The sequence below is a fragment of the Hoeflea sp. 108 genome, assembly GCF_000372965.1.
Lineage (GTDB): Bacteria > Pseudomonadota > Alphaproteobacteria > Rhizobiales > Rhizobiaceae > Aminobacter.
Genome location: NZ_KB890024.1, coordinates 3546043 through 3563925 on the forward strand (window position 1 = coordinate 3546043; position 17883 = coordinate 3563925).

General features: G+C 63.7%; 18 protein-coding genes. 13 read left to right on the forward strand and 5 right to left on the reverse strand.

Annotated elements, in window-relative coordinates:
• Window position 1: 1 nt before the first annotated feature.
• Window positions 2–2068, forward strand: coding sequence for a membrane protein (locus tag B015_RS0117665; protein ID WP_018429059.1), 2067 nt, complete (start codon window positions 2–4; stop codon window positions 2066–2068).
• Between the two features lie 71 nt (window positions 2069–2139).
• Here the strand turns inward: B015_RS0117665 and clpS are convergent, their stop codons facing one another.
• A complete protein-coding gene (clpS, locus tag B015_RS0117670) occupies window positions 2140–2445 on the reverse strand; it encodes an ATP-dependent Clp protease adapter ClpS (RefSeq protein ID WP_018429060.1) in 306 nt (101 codons plus the stop codon).
• 187 nt (window positions 2446–2632) lie between these two features.
• Here clpS and B015_RS0117675 point away from each other — a divergent pair, with 187 nt between their 5' ends.
• From B015_RS0117675 to B015_RS31170, 5 genes are all read left to right on the forward strand, one after another.
• The gene (locus tag B015_RS0117675; protein ID WP_018429061.1) at window positions 2633–2986 is read left to right on the forward strand and encodes a DUF1428 family protein; all 354 of its coding nucleotides are present in this window, start codon (window positions 2633–2635) and stop codon (window positions 2984–2986) included.
• Between the two features lie 96 nt (window positions 2987–3082).
• Window positions 3083–3322 (forward strand): YdcH family protein, encoded by a 240-nt coding sequence (locus B015_RS0117680; RefSeq protein ID WP_018429062.1) that lies wholly within the window; start codon window positions 3083–3085, stop codon window positions 3320–3322.
• Between the two features lie 167 nt (window positions 3323–3489).
• Complete coding sequence (locus B015_RS0117685) at window positions 3490–4449, forward strand: AraC family transcriptional regulator (RefSeq protein ID WP_018429063.1); 960 nt, start codon at window positions 3490–3492, stop codon at window positions 4447–4449.
• A gap of 250 nt (window positions 4450–4699) precedes the next feature.
• Window positions 4700–5044: a hypothetical protein gene (locus B015_RS0117690; RefSeq protein WP_157632779.1), complete on the forward strand. Its 345-nt coding sequence runs from the start codon at window positions 4700–4702 to the stop codon at window positions 5042–5044.
• Entirely contained in the window at window positions 5041–5553 is a 513-nt protein-coding gene (locus B015_RS31170) for a hypothetical protein (protein WP_018429065.1), read from the forward strand. The genes B015_RS0117690 and B015_RS31170 overlap by 4 nt, the downstream gene beginning before the upstream one ends.
• A gap of 55 nt (window positions 5554–5608) precedes the next feature.
• Here the strand turns inward: B015_RS31170 and B015_RS0117700 are convergent, their stop codons facing one another.
• From B015_RS0117700 to choX, 4 genes are all read right to left on the reverse strand, one after another.
• Window positions 5609–6643 carry a serine hydrolase gene (locus B015_RS0117700; RefSeq protein ID WP_018429066.1) on the reverse strand — a complete coding sequence of 345 codons (1035 nt, stop codon included), beginning with the start codon at window positions 6641–6643 and terminating at the stop codon, window positions 5609–5611.
• A gap of 108 nt (window positions 6644–6751) precedes the next feature.
• Window positions 6752–7936, reverse strand: a complete 1185-nt coding sequence (gene choV, locus B015_RS0117705; RefSeq protein ID WP_018429067.1) for a choline ABC transporter ATP-binding protein — start codon at window positions 7934–7936, stop codon at window positions 6752–6754.
• Entirely contained in the window at window positions 7933–8787 is an 855-nt protein-coding gene (choW, locus tag B015_RS0117710; RefSeq protein WP_026227413.1) for a choline ABC transporter permease subunit, read from the reverse strand. Before choW ends, choV begins: the two co-directional genes overlap by 4 nt.
• 262 nt (window positions 8788–9049) lie before the next feature.
• The gene (gene choX / locus B015_RS0117715) at window positions 9050–9985 is read right to left on the reverse strand and encodes a choline ABC transporter substrate-binding protein (RefSeq protein WP_018429069.1); all 936 of its coding nucleotides are present in this window, start codon (window positions 9983–9985) and stop codon (window positions 9050–9052) included.
• A gap of 210 nt (window positions 9986–10195) precedes the next feature.
• Between choX and B015_RS0117720 the strand changes: the two genes are divergently transcribed.
• The 7 genes from B015_RS0117720 (at window position 10196) to B015_RS0117750 (ending at window position 17874) form a co-directional block, all read left to right on the forward strand.
• Window positions 10196–10804, forward strand: a complete 609-nt coding sequence (locus B015_RS0117720; RefSeq protein ID WP_018429070.1) for a thymidine kinase — start codon at window positions 10196–10198, stop codon at window positions 10802–10804.
• A 111-nt stretch (window positions 10805–10915) separates the two neighbouring features.
• Entirely contained in the window at window positions 10916–12004 is a 1089-nt protein-coding gene (locus tag B015_RS0117725) for a hypothetical protein (RefSeq protein WP_018429071.1), read from the forward strand.
• Window positions 12005–12251: 247 nt separating this feature from the next.
• The gene (locus B015_RS0117730; RefSeq protein ID WP_018429072.1) at window positions 12252–13400 is read left to right on the forward strand and encodes a hypothetical protein; all 1149 of its coding nucleotides are present in this window, start codon (window positions 12252–12254) and stop codon (window positions 13398–13400) included.
• Window positions 13393–14139: a hypothetical protein gene (locus B015_RS0117735; protein WP_157632780.1), complete on the forward strand. Its 747-nt coding sequence runs from the start codon at window positions 13393–13395 to the stop codon at window positions 14137–14139. Before B015_RS0117730 ends, B015_RS0117735 begins: the two co-directional genes overlap by 8 nt.
• 1 nt (window position 14140) lies before the next feature.
• On the forward strand, window positions 14141–16051 hold the full coding sequence (locus tag B015_RS0117740; protein WP_018429074.1) for an AAA family ATPase: 1911 nt from the start codon (window positions 14141–14143) through the stop codon (window positions 16049–16051).
• A gap of 58 nt (window positions 16052–16109) precedes the next feature.
• Complete coding sequence (locus tag B015_RS0117745; protein WP_026227414.1) at window positions 16110–16523, forward strand: DUF559 domain-containing protein; 414 nt, start codon at window positions 16110–16112, stop codon at window positions 16521–16523.
• A 64-nt stretch (window positions 16524–16587) separates the two neighbouring features.
• The gene (locus B015_RS0117750) at window positions 16588–17874 is read left to right on the forward strand and encodes a DUF6638 family protein (protein ID WP_018429076.1); all 1287 of its coding nucleotides are present in this window, start codon (window positions 16588–16590) and stop codon (window positions 17872–17874) included.
• Window positions 17875–17883 lie beyond the last annotated feature (9 nt).

Below are 17883 nucleotides of genomic sequence, written 5' to 3' on the forward strand. Positions count from 1 at the left end.
CATGAACTGGTCGGCAACCTTCGAACCCCTGCTTTCCTGGCCGGTCATGGCCGCGATCCTGGTGCCTGTGCTGATCGCAGCACTTGCCGGGCTCTATTTCCGCCAGCGCGGCGCCTGGCTGCGCCTCGCAGCGCTGGCCGCACTGGCGCTGGCGCTCGCCAACCCCGTCATCCTCGACGAGGAGCGCGAGCCGCTGAAAAGCGTGGTCGCCCTCATCGTCGATCGCAGCCAGAGCCAGGAGATCGGCGAGCGCACCGCCCAGACCGACCAGGCCGTCGAAGGCATGAAGGAACGGCTGGCGCGGTTCCGCCAGTTCGAGGTGCGGGTGGTCGAGGCCGGCCGCAGCGACGACCGCACCGAAACCCGCCTGTTCTCCGCGCTCGACGGCGCCTTCCACGACGTGCCGCCGTCGCGCATCGGCGGCGCCCTGATGATTACCGACGGCCAGGTGCACGACGTGCCGGCAAAGCCTGCGCTGAATGCGCCGCTGCATGCGCTGGTGACCGGCCATCCCGACGAGCGCGACCGCCGCGTGCGTTTCGAAAAGGCGCCGCGCTTCGGCATCGTCGGCAAGCCGCTCGACATGACCTATCGCGTCATCGACACCAATGGCGCGGCGGGAGAAGCCGAAGTGCGGGTGTCGATCAATGGCGAGCAGGTATCGGTGCAGCGCGCCGTGATCGGCCGCGAGATGCCCCTGCAGATCACCATGCCGACCGCCGGGCGCAACATCGTCGAACTGGCCATCGATCCGGTCGAGGGCGAACTGACCGACACCAACAACCGCGCCATAGCCCTGGTCGACGGCATTCGCGAAAACCTGCGCGTGCTCTTGGTCTCGGGCGAACCGCATGCCGGCGAGCGTACCTGGCGCAACCTGCTGAAATCGGACGCCTCGGTCGACCTCGTGCATTTCACCATTCTGCGGCCGCCGGAAAAACAGGATGGCACGCCGATCAACGAACTGTCGCTGATTGCTTTTCCGACGCGCGAACTGTTCGTCGAGCGCATCCACGACTTCGACCTGATCATCTTCGACCGCTACCAGCACCGCGACGTGCTGCCGATCCTCTATTACGACTACATCGCCGAATACGTGGAGAAAGGCGGCGCGCTGCTGATCGCCGCCGGCCCCGAATATGCCGGCGAGCAGTCGATCGCCAACACGCCGCTGATTTCCGCCCTGCCCGCAATGCCCAATGGCGACGTCATCGAAAAGGCCTTCTACCCGCGCCTGACCGACCTCGGAAAGCGCCACCCGGTGACGCGCGGGCTCGAGGGCGCGGCAAGCGAGCCGCCACGCTGGAGCCGCTGGTTCCGCCAGATCGGCATCGAGCAGCCGGAGGGCGAAGTGGTGATGAAGGGCGCCGACGACAAGCCGCTGCTGCTGCTCGACCGTAAGGGCGAAGGCCGCGTCGGCATGTTCCTGTCCGACCAGGGCTGGCTCTGGGCGCGCGGCTATGAAGGCGGCGGCCCGCATGTCTCGCTCTATCGCCGCATCGCCCATTGGCTGATGAAGGAACCGGAGCTCGAGGAAGAGCGCCTGACCGCGGACGGTCGCGGCATGGTGCTCGACATCAGGCGCCAGACCATGCGCGACGAGGCCGGCTCGGCCCGCGTCATCACGCCGTCGGGCAAGACGCTCGACGTCAAGCTGAACCAGAGCGAGCCGGGCATCTTCACCGGCAGCGTGGAGACCAGCGAGATCGGCCTCTACCAGATCGGCAATGGCGACCTGAAGGCGCTGGCCCATGTCGGGCCGGTCAACGCGCCCGAATTCGCCGACGTGGTCTCGACCGAACAGGTGCTGCGCCCGGCAGCGCAGGCGACCGGCGGCGACGTGCGCCGCCTGGCATCGTCGGGCATCCTCGGCAACGGCATCTCGCTGCCGAATGTCGTGCCGGTGCGCGGTTCGGCCGAAGCCTCGGGCCGCGACTGGATCGGCTTCCGCACCACCGATGACAGCGTGCTGAAATCGGTGTCGCGCGTGCCTTTGTTCGGCGGCTTCCTCGGCCTCGGCCTGCTGCTGCTCGCCATGGGCGCCATGTGGTATCGCGAGGGACGGTAGGCAGTTTTGCCACCGTCACGGCAAGGCAACTGTGTTCATGCCGCTCCCAACAGCCGAGCACCGAAGCCCCCTCACTCCTCCGGTTCGGTCGTGAACTGCAGCGGATAGCCTTTGGCCTTGCCGGCGTCGGTGGCACGGGTGGCTTTGGTCTCGGCGACGTCGCGGGTGAACACGGCGACCACGCAGACACCGCGCCGGTGGGCGGTGATCATGACGCGATGGGCCTGGTCGTCGCTCATGTGGAATTCGCCCTTGAGCACCGTGACGACGAATTCGCGCGGCGTATAATCGTCGTTGACGAGGATGACCTTGTGCAGCCTGGGCCGCTCGGTCTCAAGCTTGGGTTTGGTACGCGGGACGGTGATTGTCTCGGGCATGGCAGTCGTGCCTCATGCGCTCGTCCTGATAGTATGGGGTCGTCGGACCGCCTGTGCAATGTCTGGAGGACTTGCCCGCCCATTGATCGCCGGGCCGCCCGGCCAAAAAAATGCAGGCGCGCGTGTCGTCCCGGCGCCCGGCGGTTCGTCCTTGGACTGAGGTTTCTGCAAACAGGAGGAGACAAAGATGTCTTATGTCGACGGATTCGTGGTCGCAGTGCCCAAGGCAAACATCGAGGCCTACAAGACCCTGGCCGCCACGGCCGGCAAGGTCTGGAGGGAACATGGCGCGCTCGCTTATGTCGAATGCATCGGCGACGATGTTCCCCTTGGCGAACTGACCTCCTTCCCGCGCGCCGTGCAGGCCAGGGATGACGAGATCGTCGTTTTTTCCTGGGTCCGTTATCGCTCCCGCGAGGAACGCGACGAGGTCATGAAGAAAGTCATGGCCGATGACCGCATGAAGAGCGATCCCTCGACATGGCCGTTCGACGGCAAGCGCATGATCTTTGGCGGCTTCGTGCCGTTCCTCGACGTGTAGCCGCAAACGCCGCCCACTGGCGATTTGACCAGGATCAAACCGGCGCCCTGCCGGGCGGGCTAGGTTTGCTTCGACACAACGCAAGGAGACCACGTCATGTCGAACACGCCCCACACGCTCGGCGAAGAATTTCCCGGCAAGCTCGACGCCATCCACGCGCTGAAGGCCGACAACGCCGATTTCGCCCGTATCCTCGGAGAATACGACCAGGTCAACGACGAGATCCATCGCGCCGAGACCAAGATCGAGCCAGTGAGCGAGGAACACGAAACGTCGCTGCGCAAGCGACGGCTGGCGCTCAAGGATGCCATCGCAGGCGCCCTCGCCGCGAACTGATCCCTGACGCTTGCGGGCGCGTCCATCCAGGGCGCGCCCGCGACATCGCCGGTTGACCGCAAAGCCGTTTGCACCGATAAGACCTCAACCCGCATACAGTGCAAGACTGGCGTCCTGCCAGCTCAGGTCGCAGGCGGGGCGGCCGGCTTTGCTACGGATCTGCCCTGATGCAGCGACTGTCGACCTACGACGTTCCGGCACGCGACCGCCTGTCCTATCTGCACGACTTCGTCGCCCGCCACGTCGCCGGACTGCGCTTCAAGCCGGCCGACAGCGACACCTTCGCCTTCGATCTCGCGGCCTATTTTCTCGACGAGCGGACCACAGTGGGCACCGCCTGCTATTCGGCTGTGCTCGGCCAGCGCCCCAAGGACCTTCTGGCTGTCGACGGACGCCAGGACTATCTGATGACCATCCACACCGCCGACTATGAGGTGGCGATGGAGGGCAAGAGCCCGCTGGTCATCAAGGCCGGCGACATCACCCTGGTCAACGAAGGCGAGGCCATGGCCTTTGCCCTGCCGGCGACGCTGCTGAAGGTCGTGTCGCTCGACGAGGCGCGACTGGCAGCGATCGCGCCGCGCGTGAGGATGCATGCCCTGCACCACATTCCCGCCGAAGCGGCGGGCGCAAGCCTCCTGACGGGTTATGCCGACCTGCTGCGGGCGGCCTCGCCGGAGACCGACACGGGACGCCGGCTGGCCGGCAGCCACCTCTACGATCTCGCCGCCCTGGTAATCCAGGGCGCCGGCGCAGACGCTGCCGAACAGGTGCGGCCGAGCCTCGGCGCGGCACGGCTCGAACTGGTGAAGACCGACATCCTGCGCCATCTGGCCGACCCGGAGTTCGGCGTCGCCGACGTCGCCAGGCGCCACGGCGTCACGCCGCGCTACATCCAGCGCCTGTTCGGCCAGGAGGGACTGACCTTCTCCGAATTCCTGCGCGATGCCCGCCTCGACGCCGCCTACAACGCTCTCGGAAGCGCGGGATCACGAGCGGCAACGGTATCGGCCATCGCCTTCGACGCCGGTTTCGGCGACCTGTCCCATTTCAACCGCGTCTTCCGCCAGCGATTTGGCGCCACGCCACGCGACATCAGAGCGGCCACCCTGCGCCGCTGCCAATAAGACTGCGCTCCTGCCGACAAAAAAATCGACAGGGAGTTCGCTCCAGGCCGCATCTGTTCGTCCCAAGCCAAGACCGTCGGCCAGCCGCGTCGTAAACCGGCGCCACGGTTGACCGACGTTTTCGTTGGCGGGGGCTCTCGTCCAGGACTTGTTCGGATCGACCATAGCGGACCGCCGAGGGGGCAGCCTGGGCGGTCCGCTTTTTTCCGGCATGGCGCCGGTTCATCTCCATGAAAATCGAGAGAGATGCATGAAACGGGCAATCCTATTGATCATGTGCGGCGCATTGGCCGCATGCAGCCAGACCGCGGGCACATCGGGCGGACCGGCAACGACGTCGGCGACCGCCAAGCCGGCCACCAAGGCTCAGCCGAAGAAGGCCCAGACCGTGGCCCAGCGCTGCGAGGACGCGATGCGCAAGCAGAACAATGCGGCGATGCTGGGCACCGCATTGTCGGTGGTCGGCGGCTTCGGCGGATTTGGCGGACGTGGCGGCGCGGTCGCGGCGCAGGCGGTCTCCGTCGGCGGCTCGCTGGTGCAGGCCAAGGCGCAGGGCGACGCCGACAAGGCACTGGAAACGGAGTGCATGGGATGATGCCGGCAATTTCGCGCTGTCTGGCGGCGGGTCTGCTGGCGGCAAGCCTGGCGCTCGGCACCTTCGTTGCGCCGGCCAATGCGCTGACCGACGACGAGGCCGGCGAAGTGACCCGGCTGATGAACGAACTCTACCCGACGGGCGGCAGCTTCGCCTATGACGAAGAAGAGGCCGACGCCTGGTTCGATCAGGACCAGGAAAACGACCGCATCATCGAGAAGGCCGGTTTCGACCGCGACAGCTGGCGTCGGGCGCTTGGCGAGACGTTCCGCGGCTATCTCGCGCTGATGCCCGAGGACGCCTTCACCGGCCGCTTCAAGCAGATCAACGACAGGCTGAAGGCCGACACGACGCTGACCGCGGAGCAGAAGCAGGAAATGCAGGCCATGGTCGACGAGCAGTGGGCCGAGATCACCAGGCTGCGCGAGGAAGGCAAGGCATTTGCCGACACGGTGCGGCCGCATGCCGACCTGCTGCATGTGGTGATGGGCGAGAACGTCAATCACTGAACGTGCAACTGGCGGACGCCGCGTTCAGTGACAGGGGGCTGGGGCGACTGGAGCCTCAGCCCTCTTTCGTTTTGGCGGGTGCATTGCGCACCGAGGCGATCACCTCCGCGAGCAGGCCGTGGAGCTGGTCGCGATAGCCCGACTGCGCCGAGGGATTGCCGTCGTCGGAGGTCATGGCGACGGTCAGCCCCAGCGACGGCACGATATAGAGCATCTGGCCGCCAAAGCCCCAGGCATAACGCACGTCCTCGCCGCCGATCCGGCGCAGGAACCAGCCATAGCCATAGCCGTCGCCAGAGAAGACCGAGTTGGTGCGCGGCACCCAGGACGCCTCGATCCATTCAGGCGAGACGATGCGCTCGCCCTCCGGCGTGACACCGCCATTGCGGTAAAGCTCGCCGAAGGCCAGCAGCGAACGGGTGCTCATCGCCATCTGGTTGCCGCCGAGATAGATGCCCTGCGGATCGCGATCCCAGCCACCGATGCGGAAATCCTTGACCGGCGCCAGCCAGTCGCGGGCAAGGTCGAGCGTCGAGCGCCCCGTCTTTCGGGTGAGGATCGCCGAAAGCAGGTGCGATGAGCCGGTCGAATAGAGCATGCCGCCGCCGGGGTCGTCGACGAAGGGCTGGGCCAGCACGAAGCGGACCCAGTTGCGGCTGGCGACCCAGCGGCCATAGTTCGGACCCGACGTGCGGTCGAGCCCTGATTGCATCGACAAGAGGTTTCCGACGGTGATCCGGTCGAGACGCGGGTCGCGCTCGGCGGGGAAGTCGCGGCCGAGGATCGGAGCGATCCGCTCGTCGACACCCGTCAGCACCTTGCGGTCGATGGCGATGCCGACCAGAAGCGAGATGACCGACTTCGACGCCGACTTGATGTTGGTGGACGTGTCGGGCGAGTTGCCGCGATAGCCGCGCTCGGCGAGCACCTTGCCGCCGCGTGCGACGATCACGGCCTTGAGGTTTTCCAGCCTGGCAGCGTCGTCAAGCAATGTCGCCAACGGCACGGGCGGCGCGGCATCCTGCTGCGCCAGCGCCTGCGATGCAAAGGGAGCCAATCCGGCCAGGACAAGGAACGCGCGGCGCTTCATGACGCCAGCCCTACCCCGGCACAGTCTCCAAGTCATTCGGATCGCAGCGGATTCACGCCGAATTGACCGCCGGCCGCTCACCGGGCGGCCGGCCAGGATTTGGCAAGCCTAGCGCCTGAGCACGGCGCTCAGGACGTCGCGCACGCCGATGGCGCCGACGAAGCGCGACTGGTCGTCGAACAGCGCCACGGGCGACGTCTGCGAGCGGTGCATGGCGAGCATGACCAGCTTGAGCGAGGTGCCGGGCTTGGCCCAGAACACCTGCGCCGCATCCTCCGGCACGCGCTCGATCTCGTCGACCGAAACCCAGACGGCCGGCTGGCCGTTGCGTTCGGCCGCAGTCACCAGCCCCTGGCCGTCGATCTTGAAGCGCGTGGTCTTGCGCCGGTCGAGCCAGAGCCAGCCATCCTCGCCTGCCGTCTCCAGGTCGCGGCGGTCGCGCATGACGTTCCATGCCGTCAGCACCGACAGCGGGTTCACATTGGCGATGAAGTCGCGGACATAGTCGTTGGCCGGCCGGAGCACGATATCCTCGGGCGCGCCCGACTGGACGATGCGTCCGCCTTCCATGATGGTGATGGTGTTGCCGATCTTGAGCGCTTCCTCGAGATCGTGGCTGACGAAGATAATCGTCTTCTTCAGCGTCTTCTGCAGTTGCAGCAGCTCGTCCTGCAGCTTGGTGCGGATAAGCGGATCGAGCGCCGAGAACGGCTCGTCCATCAGAAGGATTGGCGCTTCGGTGGCGAAGGCACGGGCAAGGCCGACGCGCTGCTGCATGCCGCCCGAAAGCTCATGGGCGTATTTCTTCGCCCATGGCGTCAGGTTGACGAGGTCGAGCTGCTTGCCGACCTTCTGCTTGCGCTCGGCTTCCGGCATGCCCGCAAGTTCGAGGCCGAGGCCGACATTTTCCTCGACCGTGCGCCAGGGCAAAAGGCCGAACTGCTGGAACACCATGGCGACCTGATGCTGGCGCAGGCGGCGAAGGGTCGGCTCGTCGCACGAGACGACGTCCACCATCCTGTCGCCGTCCTTGACCATGACGGAGCCGCGCGAGACGATGTTGAGGCGGTTGACGGCGCGCAGCAGCGTCGACTTGCCCGAACCGGACAGGCCCATCAGGACGGAAATCTCGCCCTCGTTGACGGTGAGGTTGGCGCCCGCGCAGCCCAGCACATTGCCGGTCTTTTCCAGGATCTCGGCGCGCGTTGCGCCCTTGTCGAGCATGGCGAGCGAGGCTGAACTGTCCGCACCGAAGACGATGTCGACATTCTTGAAATCAACGGCAACGTTCATTTCTTGCCTCCCACGCCGATGCGCGTCATGCGGTCGAGGACGATGGCGAGCACCACGATGGCAAGGCCCGCTTCAAGCCCGAGGTCGATCTTGCGCGAACCGAGCGCACGGTTGATTTCGGTGCCGAGGCCGCCGGCGCCGATGAGCGCGGCGAACACCACCATCGACAGCGACAGCATGATGCACTGGGTAAGGCCCGCCATGATGGTCGGCAGGGCCGCCGGCAGCTCGACCTTCCACAGGAGCTGGCGCTTCGTCGCACCGAAGGCCTGACCGGCCTCGATGATCGACGTCGGCACCGAGACGACGCCGAGATGAGTGAGCCGCACAGCGGTCGGGATGACGAAGATGATGGTGACGATCAGGCCAGGAGCATTGCCGAGGCCGAAGAGCGTGAGTACCGGGATGAGGTAGACGAAGGTCGGCAGCGTCTGCATCAGGTCGAGAACCGGCAGCATGAAGCGGTAGACCTTGGGCTTGTGCGCCGCCCAGATGCCGAGCGGCACGCCGATCGCCATCGAGGCGGCGGCAGCGGCGACGACCAGCACCAGCGTTTCGACCGTCTGCTTCCACAGGCCCTGGTTGATGATGAACAGAAGCCCGAGCGCCACGCCGACGGCAAGCGCCCTCGAGCGCTGCAGATACCAGGCAAGCAGTGCGATGGCCGCCACGACCAGCACCGGCGGCACGAACAGCAGCCCGTCGACCAGCCCGTTGAGGACGAAGTTGAGACCGCCGGAGAAGCCCCGGAAGATGGCGTTGAAATTGTCGGTGAGGAAGGTGAAGAACGCCTTGCCCCAGGCTCCGATCGGAATCTTGTAGGCGGCCAGCAAGCTTGATACCGGATCCATATGTCCCCTCTCTGTCGCTTCCTCCGACACAGGCAGAGGCCGGCGCCGTTCCCTGGCGCACATGGCCCGAAAATCGGAAAGGATCTTCGGAAGACACGGTGCGCAGATTCAAATGCCTGGAGCGTCCTCGGTGCGTCCGTTCGGACGCAGCTCGCTCCAGGCCTGATATGAAAAAGGGCAGCTGTCTCGCGCCGCTGCCCTTTGTCCGGTCAGGCAGAATCCGATCCGCCCGGCGCGCCCTCGATGACGCGCCCGTTCATCGTCAGTTGGCAAGCGCCGCCTTGACCGCCGCAGCAGCATCGCCGCCGTCGAAGGTGGTGACGCCGGCGAGCCACGGGGTGGCGGCGTCGGCATGGGCCTTGAGCCAATCCTTGGCGACGTCGTTGGCGTTGCCGCCCTTGAGGATGGCATCCATCATGACGCCTTCCATCTCAAGGTTGAACTTGAGGTTGGAGAGGAACTTGCCGACGTTAGGGCATTCCTGGACATAACCCTTGCGGACGTTGGTGCTGACGGTGGCTGCACCGAAGCCCGAGTCGCCCATGCCGTCGAGATAGGTGATCTTCATCTCACCCATAACAGGATGCGGCGTCCAGCCGAGGAAGGCGATCCACTCGTTGCTCTTCATCGACTGCTCGGCCTGGGTCAGCATGCCGGCTTCCGACGATTCGACCAGCTCGAAGCCTTCGAGATTGTCGGCCGGGTTCTTGATCATGTCGAGGATGATGCGGTTGCCGTCATTGCCGGCTTCGATGCCGTAGATCTTGCCGCCGAACTTGTCCTTGAATTTGCCGAGGTCGGTCAGCGTCTTGACGCCGGCATCCGCGACATAGGTCGGCACGACGATGCCGTAGCCGGCGCCGGTGAGGTTCTCGCCAATGGTCTCGACCGAGCCGTCGGCAGTATAGTCCTTGATGTCGTTGGTCATCGACGGCATCCAGTTGCCGAGGAAGACATCGAGGTCCTTGTTCTTGAGCGAAGCGTAGGTGACGGGCACCGACAGCTGGATGACCTGCGGCTCGTAGCCGAGCGCGGTGAGCAGAACCGAGGCAAGTCCCGTGGTTGCCTGGATATCGGTCCAGCCGACGTCGGAGAGGCGTACCGTCTTGCAGCTGGCCGGATCGGCAGCGAAGGCTGCGCTGGCAGTCAGAAACGTCGACACGCCGATGACCGCGGCGAGTGCTTTCATGCGCGACATATATATTTCTCCCATTTTATGACGGCAACGCGATACTGTTGTTGTTCGTCTTTGTCGCGAGCCAAACACCATTTTCCTTTGGATTCAAGTGACATGACGCAGCGACAGACGCCGCCGGCTTATCCATGAGCGACATGCGGCCAAGTTTTTGCGGTGGACGGAGGAACTTGTCCCCTCCCCGCAGCCGGCGGCTTCGGCTTAGAAGAACGCATGGCCAAGCTCTACTTCCACTACGCGACCATGAATGCCGGCAAGACGACCATGCTCCTGCAGGCGTCCTACAACTATCGCGAGCGCGGCATGAACACGATGCTGTTCGTCGCCGGCCACTACCGCAAGGGCGACAAAGGCTACATCTCCTCGCGCATCGGGCTTGAGGCGGGCGCCGAGATGTTCCGCGGCGGCGACGACCTGTTCGCCCGCATCGCCGAGCATCACAAGCACTCGACGGTGCATTGCGTGTTCGTCGACGAGGCGCAGTTCCTGGAAGAAGAGCAGGCCTGGCAGCTGGCGCGCGTTGCCGACAGGCTGGGCATCCCGGTCATGTGCTACGGCCTGCGCACCGATTTCCAGGGCAATCTGTTCTCGGGCTCGCGGGCGCTGCTGGCGATTGCCGACGACCTGCGCGAAGTGCGCACCATCTGCCGCTGCGGCCGCAAGGCGACGATGGTGGTAAGGCTCGGGCCCGACGGCAAGGTGGCCAAGCAAGGCGAGCAGGTGGCAATCGGGAAGGACGTCTATGTGTCGCTGTGCCGGCGTCATTGGGAAGAAGAGATGGGCCGCGCCCAGCCCGACGACTTCATCGGCTTTGCGTCCTGACGAAGTTCAGCTTTTCCTAAATCTTTTCCGCGAGGCGCGCGTGTCTTTCAATCGAAAGATGCGCCACATATATTCGCCCCCAATGCCCTTGTGACATGACCGGAGGACCTGATGGCCACGCTGCAGAATTTCGACGCCGAGATCGCCAAGACCAGACAGGTCGTGGAGGAGATGCGGGGCAAGATCGAGCAATCAGGCACGGTGCTCGACAAATTCGCCCAGACCGACGCCAAGATCGGCGCGCAGGACTTCGACATCGAGAATGCGCGCATCCAGGACGTGCTCAAGCAGCAGAAGGTGATGGAAGGCAACATCGCCGACCTCATCATCGGGCTCGAGGACGCCACCAACGTCTTCGGCACCGAATTCGAAAGCATGAAGAGCTTCACCGGCTGGGAAAGCCTCGTCGGCATCTTCTCGGATGCGCAAAAGCAACGCATGCGCACCGACCGCGTCCGCAACATGTCGCTGGCCGGCAACCTGCAGGAACTCCTGACCAAGTCCGACACCATCGTTGGCATCCTCAAGGCGCAGAAGCAGGTCCTCGACCAGCGCTACAAGACCTCGGAGGCGAGCCTGTCTCAGGTCATCGAACGCCGCAAGACGACCATGACCAATCTCGAGGCGACCCAGAAGCGCATCGAGGAGCTGAACCCGCTCTTGCTCGACATCGAGAACCGGATCGCCGCCTCGACCAGCCAGAAGGAACGCACCGAGCTCGAATCCGAGCGCTCGAAGCTCGCCACCGAATACAACGAGAAGCAGGCCAAGGAGCAGGAACTTCTGGCCGAAAGCCAGACGCTCGAGCGCTACACCTCGATGTTCCAGACCTTCGTCGATTCGCTCAACAACCAGATCGCCGCCCAGAACACGCTGATCAACAAGCTGACCATCGATACCGAGCAGCGCATCGTGCTCTACAAGGCGCTGGAGGACTCGCTGAAGACGGCAGCCCAGCAGGACGTGGCCCACAAGATCAACACGCTGGGCTCAAAGGTCGACAACACCGCCGAAGAGACGATGGCCGGCATCGGCGCCGCCGCCCAGAAGCACATCGGCGACCTGCTTGAGCTGCACGAGAAGAACATGGTGGCGACCGCCGATATCCAGCGCCGCAAGAAGCTGGCCGACGACGCGTTTGCCCGCCGCTTCGAGGACGTGCTGAAGAAGCACAACGCGGCTGATTACGTGCAGTCGTAAGCCGACCAGCATCCGCTATGTCGCGCCCTGTCGCGCCCCCCTCTGGCCTGCCGGCCATCTCCCCCTCTAGGGGGGAGATCAGGCACGTTGCCGGCGGCGCTTGTCCTGCATGTTTTCTTGTGTTGGGCATTGCAGCGTCAGTGGCTGGCTATGAGACCGATGAAAGCGTGATTTCCCCCATCGAGGGGGAGATGGCCGGCAGGGCAGAAGGGGGCAACATCGAGCGAATGCCCCGGAGACTTCATTCATGACCCCCACCGACGACCCGGCGGTCCGCTATTTCGAGGCCATCAAGGCGGCGCTGAGCGGGCTTGAAATCTTCATGCGCGACGACCGCTCGCCGCTCTACCGGCATGGCATCGTCGCCAAGGTCGCCGCCGAATACATCTCGCGGCTGGAGCGGTCCTTCGCCTGCTGGCGCAACCGGCTCGGCTTCATGGAGACGTTCAAGATCAGCCGCGCCGAGAGCGGCTTTCCGGTGTTCCAGAACGTGCTGGAACTGGAGAACGACCGCCGCACGGCGGCCCAGCGCCTCGCCAACATTCCCCCGCCGGGCGAGTTGCGCGAGGAGATGGCCGACTTCATCCTGCGCCACAAGGAGTTCCCCGAGGCGCTGCAACGCTCGATGGCCGAGCGGCTTTATCTCGAAGACGTCAAGGACGGCGTCACCTTCTCGCCCTTCATCCTGTCACAGACGGCCAAGGTGTCGGTCAATCCGCGGTCGATGCGGCCCTATTACCTCGTCCACTGGGGCAGCTTCGATGGCACGGCCAACCTGCCGCTGATCTACATGGCAACCGTCGAGGATTCGTCGGACGCGATGGTGAGCCAGCTCGTCGACAGAGAAAGCGGCAAGCTCAACGAGAAGATCGACATTCCCCTGCCCGTCGAGGGCCTGCTCAACCCCGACCTCGCCCATCGGTTCGACGACTTCACCGAAAAGAATTCGGCCTACACGCTGTCGCCGCTGACCATCGCCACCAATCTCGACAAGGATTTTGCCGAGCTCCACCCCAAGCAACTGCGCCGGCTGGTGCTCGGACCGTTCTATTCGGCCGGGATCACCGAGCACAATTCGGTCGTCGCCGAAGTGCTGTCCAAGGTGCGCAAGGCCGAAAACGCCTGGCTTCTGACCTGGACCATCCAGGAGGTTTACTCCAAGGCGGAGAAGCCGGGACGAAAGGGCCTGTGGTCGAGTGAACCCTCGAGCGAGGAATTCTTCATCAACACCGACGATCTCGAAGCTGCGCGCCAGGGCGTGTCGAGCTACGAAAAGCACGCGCTGATCCCGCACGAGGCTTATCAGGCGCTCTATGCCGCCGGCGAGACGCAGAAGATTTTCGAGGGCTACAAGGTGCACATCCTGTCGAAGGGACAGGTGATCTCGGATGTCTGAGGCGTCCTCAATACGAGACACGATCTCGCTTTGGTGGGCCAGTCAGGCACGTAGGAGAAAAGTTGCCTGGAAGTGGATTTCGATCGCCTTTGGCGTGCCCACGGCGATCTCGGTTCTCGCCAACTTCAACAGCAAGCTGGATTTCGGCCCGCTGCTCAGCCGCATCGTGCTGGGTTTCAACACGGTCTCGATGCACGCATGGGGTGCAGTGGGACAGTTGCTCGGGGTCTCGCTGGACAGCATCCACGGTGCCCTGTCGTTCTGCCTGATCTGCGCCGGCGCCGCGATCGCAGCCAATTACGGCACGAAGACCGAAAGACGGCTCGCCTTCGACCGCTACACCATATGCGAACTGGTGTCCCAATCCACGCTGGTTACGGTTCTGAATGCGCCAGCCAGGATGTTTGATGCCGTCGCGATCTTTGTCAGCCTACTGCTCGGAACCGGCTATTTCATCTACAGCGACCGGGTGATCATATCGATCAGGTTCTATCTGCTGATCCTGGTCGCAACCGCAGTCGGATTGTACGCGTTTTCCTACCTGACCCCGGTGGACGCCGGCCAGGTTTCTGTCATGACCTTCATCCTCTTTTCGATACTCACGCTGAAATTCGTGGGCGTCAGGAGAATGGTCTTCACCAGGATCATGGCATTTGTTCTCGGTATCTTTGCGCTTGACCGTTTCGGGACGGTCGTGATGCCTGCAATCAACGATTGGCTCGACCGGATAGGAGCTTGAAATGGACACCGGCCTGACCACGATTTCCGAAGCCGACATCGAAAAGCACCGCTCAACCGCGCAGAGCTTCATCACCCGCATCGTGGTGCTGGAAGATTCTTCCGGCCAGTCGGGAACGGCCCTTGCCGGCACCAACAGGCGCTTTGTCTCGACGGTTTCGACCGGCTCGATCCGCAAGACGCGCGAGGTCGAGCTGCAGAAGACCGTCACGGCGATCCGCCCCGACGACCAGCTGATGTCGATCCCCCAGCACACGCTTCTGTTCCGCGCCCGCCGCGGCATTGCGGTCGCACTTGCTGTCTCCGACGTGTTCTCACGCTCGACCGACCTCGAGGCGCTGCAGGCCAGGAATGCCCGCAGTCCGCTTGAGGGCGACGAAGCCGGCCATTTCAAGAAGCTGCTGTCGGCCTCGGCCTATGTCGCCGGTTTCACGCTTGCCTCCTACCTCGCCCAGCTGATCGACAGCGACGGCGAAGCGCCCAACGACGTGAGCGAACCCGACTTCCTGTTCGACACGCCGCAGGATGCGGTCAAGTCGATCGTCTCCGGCCTCGACCGGGCTCTTTCGGGCGCCAAGGACGACGCCGATCTCCTGACGCGCGGCCGCGCCTTTGCCCGCACGGCCATCGAGGGCCTGCTCCAGCGCAAGGGCCGCTTCGACGGGCTCGGCGCCTTCGAGAACGCCCATATCCGCATCGATGCCGACGACTTCACCCTCGACGGCTTCGACGTGGCGCCGGGCAAGAAGTCGAAGCCGCTGGTCATGACCTTCAAGAAGCCGCAGGAGGTCGTCGGCAACCACATCGCAAAGTTCCAGTCGGTCCGGCTGGCCAAGATGCTGATGGCCTATGATTTCGACAGGGAGATGAACCCGTTCGTCGAGCTCGGCGGCTTCCTGTTCACCTTCATCGGCGACGGCGCCCCGGGCACCGGCAAGACCACGCTGATCCAGATGATCGCGGGCCTGGTCAACAATTACTGCCAGGTCGCCGGCTATGCCTTTGCCTATGAGAATTTCGGCGTCGACCAGATCTCGTCCTACCAGGGCAAGTCGGGCCAGAACTGCCGCCAGTTCATCAACAACGTGCTCAACCCGCGCGCCATCGGCTTCGGCACCATCGACGACATCGACCAGGTGGCGGCCAAGCGCTCGGACGACCGTGCGTCAGCCGGCCAACAGGAAATAACCGGCGTGCTCATGGACGCCTTCGCAGGAGCCGGAACCGTGGTGCGCGGCAACTGCTCCTTCGGCATGTTCTCCAACTATCCCGAGAATGTCGACGACGCCCTGCGCCAGCGCGCCGGCGCCCGCTGGCTGGTCGACGGGCCGCAGACCCGCGACGACTACATCGACATTTTTGTCCTGCTCGCCGGCAAGAACCATAAGATCCCGCTCGGCGAACACGAGCTTTATGCCGCGCAGGAGATCCAGCGCGCCGTGAGCGAAGCCTATGAGGAGCACGAAAAGCCTCAGGAAGACGGGCTGATGAAGGTCTACGACCGCTTCATGAAGGACAATGGCGAGCCCAGGACACTGGCCGACATCGGCACCTATCTGCACATGATCAAGGAAGCCGAGCCACGCTTCACCGGCCGCGCCATCAAGAACGTCACCGACGCGATCAAGATGCGCGCCATGGACATCGAGCTGCCGGACGACTGGTTCGAGAAACCCGAGACGTTCATGCACAAGGGCTACGACGAGAAGAAGGCGATGATCGAGGAGCTGCGTGGGCCGTTCTCGATGGAGATGGTGATGCAGGAGATCAACCGCTACGCCGACTCGGAGTTCCGCTACTCCGACAAGTCGGACGATGCCGCGGTGTCGAAGCTGCTCCGCGATGCGCGGCTGAGGGAACGCGCGGCGAAGGAGATGGAGGAACTGAAGTCGAAGGGGCTGTGGAATGCTTGAGTTCCTTCTCCCCGTTCACGGGGAGAAGGTGCCCGAAGGGCGGATGAGGGGCAGCGCTGTGCGTGGTGGAAATGAACTCAAGACCTCACGGGCAAGGCAACTTCGGCAAGTGGACAATGATGCCGAGGAGAGGCTCTGGTCCGAACTTCGGTCAAGACGCTTGAACGGTCACAAATTCATTCGCCAGATGCCGATTGGACCCTATTTCGCAGACTTCGCCTGCCGCGAGGCCAATCTTGTGGTCGAGGTGGATGGCAGCCAACACGCTCAAGACCCACGGGATGCGCATCGCAACGAGACTATGAATCGAAACGGATGGTCAGTGATAAGATTTTGGCACATCGATGTGCTGCAGCAGCGCAAGCGGGTGCTGGACACCATTGTTGCTGCGCTTGACGGTCGGCTCGACAGCAAGACAATCGCCTTGGACCTGAAGTTTCTTCCTGCGCATTCGAACGAGGATCACCCGTGAAACTTGGTGCCGCCCCTCATCCGCCCTTCGGGCACCTTCTCCCCGTAAACGGGGAGAAGGAATAATGGACCTCCTGCGCGACAATGAGCTGATCTACGGTCGTCTCCTGCCGGTCGACGAACAGCATCTGATCGACCGCTACAACAAGGCGTTGACCGCCTTCGGCTTGCCGGCGACCAGGCTTAAGAGCTTCCAGATCGACCGCAGCGGCTTTTCGCCTGAAATCGCCGAGGAGCTGGGCGACTACCAGTATCTCGATCCCAACGAGGTCAATCGCCGCTTCATCATCCTGACGCCGTCGCAGGTCGACCTGCCTGTCGTGCACACGGCGTTTTCCAACACCTCGCAGCTTTTGTTCGAGTTCATGTCGAAAAACCAGCGCGCCATCGACGCGCTGACGATCAAGGACGTGATCTATGGCGAGATCGAGGATTCCGTCTCCAAGGTCGAGGACATCGAAGACCTTTTGTCGATCAACCAGGTCGAGTTCCGCGTGCTGTCTGCCGAGGACGTGCTGGGCAAGGCAGCCGAACTCGGCAAGCTGGTCGACCGGCTGAAGCAGGAGCCCGAGGCCTGGCGCGACGACGAGATGCTCAACCGCATGGTCGAGCTCGCCAAGGTCTGCGGCGACATCCGCGAAAACGCGCTGGTGCCCGACCAGGTGATCTTCCGCCACAACGCCTTCTGGACCAGCCACTTCGGCGGGCTCTACGTCTTCGTCGACCCTGACGTGACGACCGTCATCTCCGACCCGTCGGCTCCCGGCTTCCGGCGCTCGCGGCCGTGGCAGGTGAGCTATCTGTCGATCCGCGACGCCGACAAGGTGTTCAAGTTCCTCGCCTCGACTGGCAGGCTTGACCTGCCGCGCGCCTCCTGGATCGAGAGCTCGGGCTATCTCGAACATCGTGCCGAGATGGCGGTGCGGGCGCTGATCCGCGCCGCAGAGCCAAATCGCGATCTGAACAAGGTCGACAAGGTCTGGCTGCAGACCTGGATCCATGGGCATGCCGACGCGATCAACAGCGACGGCATCTTCCCGTTCCTCAACGGCGCCAAGCGCGAGATTGCCCAGCTCGGCCAGTTGAGGCTGGAAGAGGTGTTTCCGCAACACCGCTTCCTCGTGGTGCGCGCCAAGACCGACCACCCGGACGCGTGGCTGACCAACCGGCTGATCTCCGAATTCGTGCCCTCGGACTTCGTCTCGCGTTATGTCTTCAACAAGCAAGGCTTCTACAAGGACTATGAAGGTCTCAACGAAGTCTGGCGATCCAACGTTGTCGACACGCTGAAAAACTCATATCTGAAAGACAAAGCGGCATTCCGCGCGCAGCTCTACGGCTTGACCGACTGAGGGGACCTT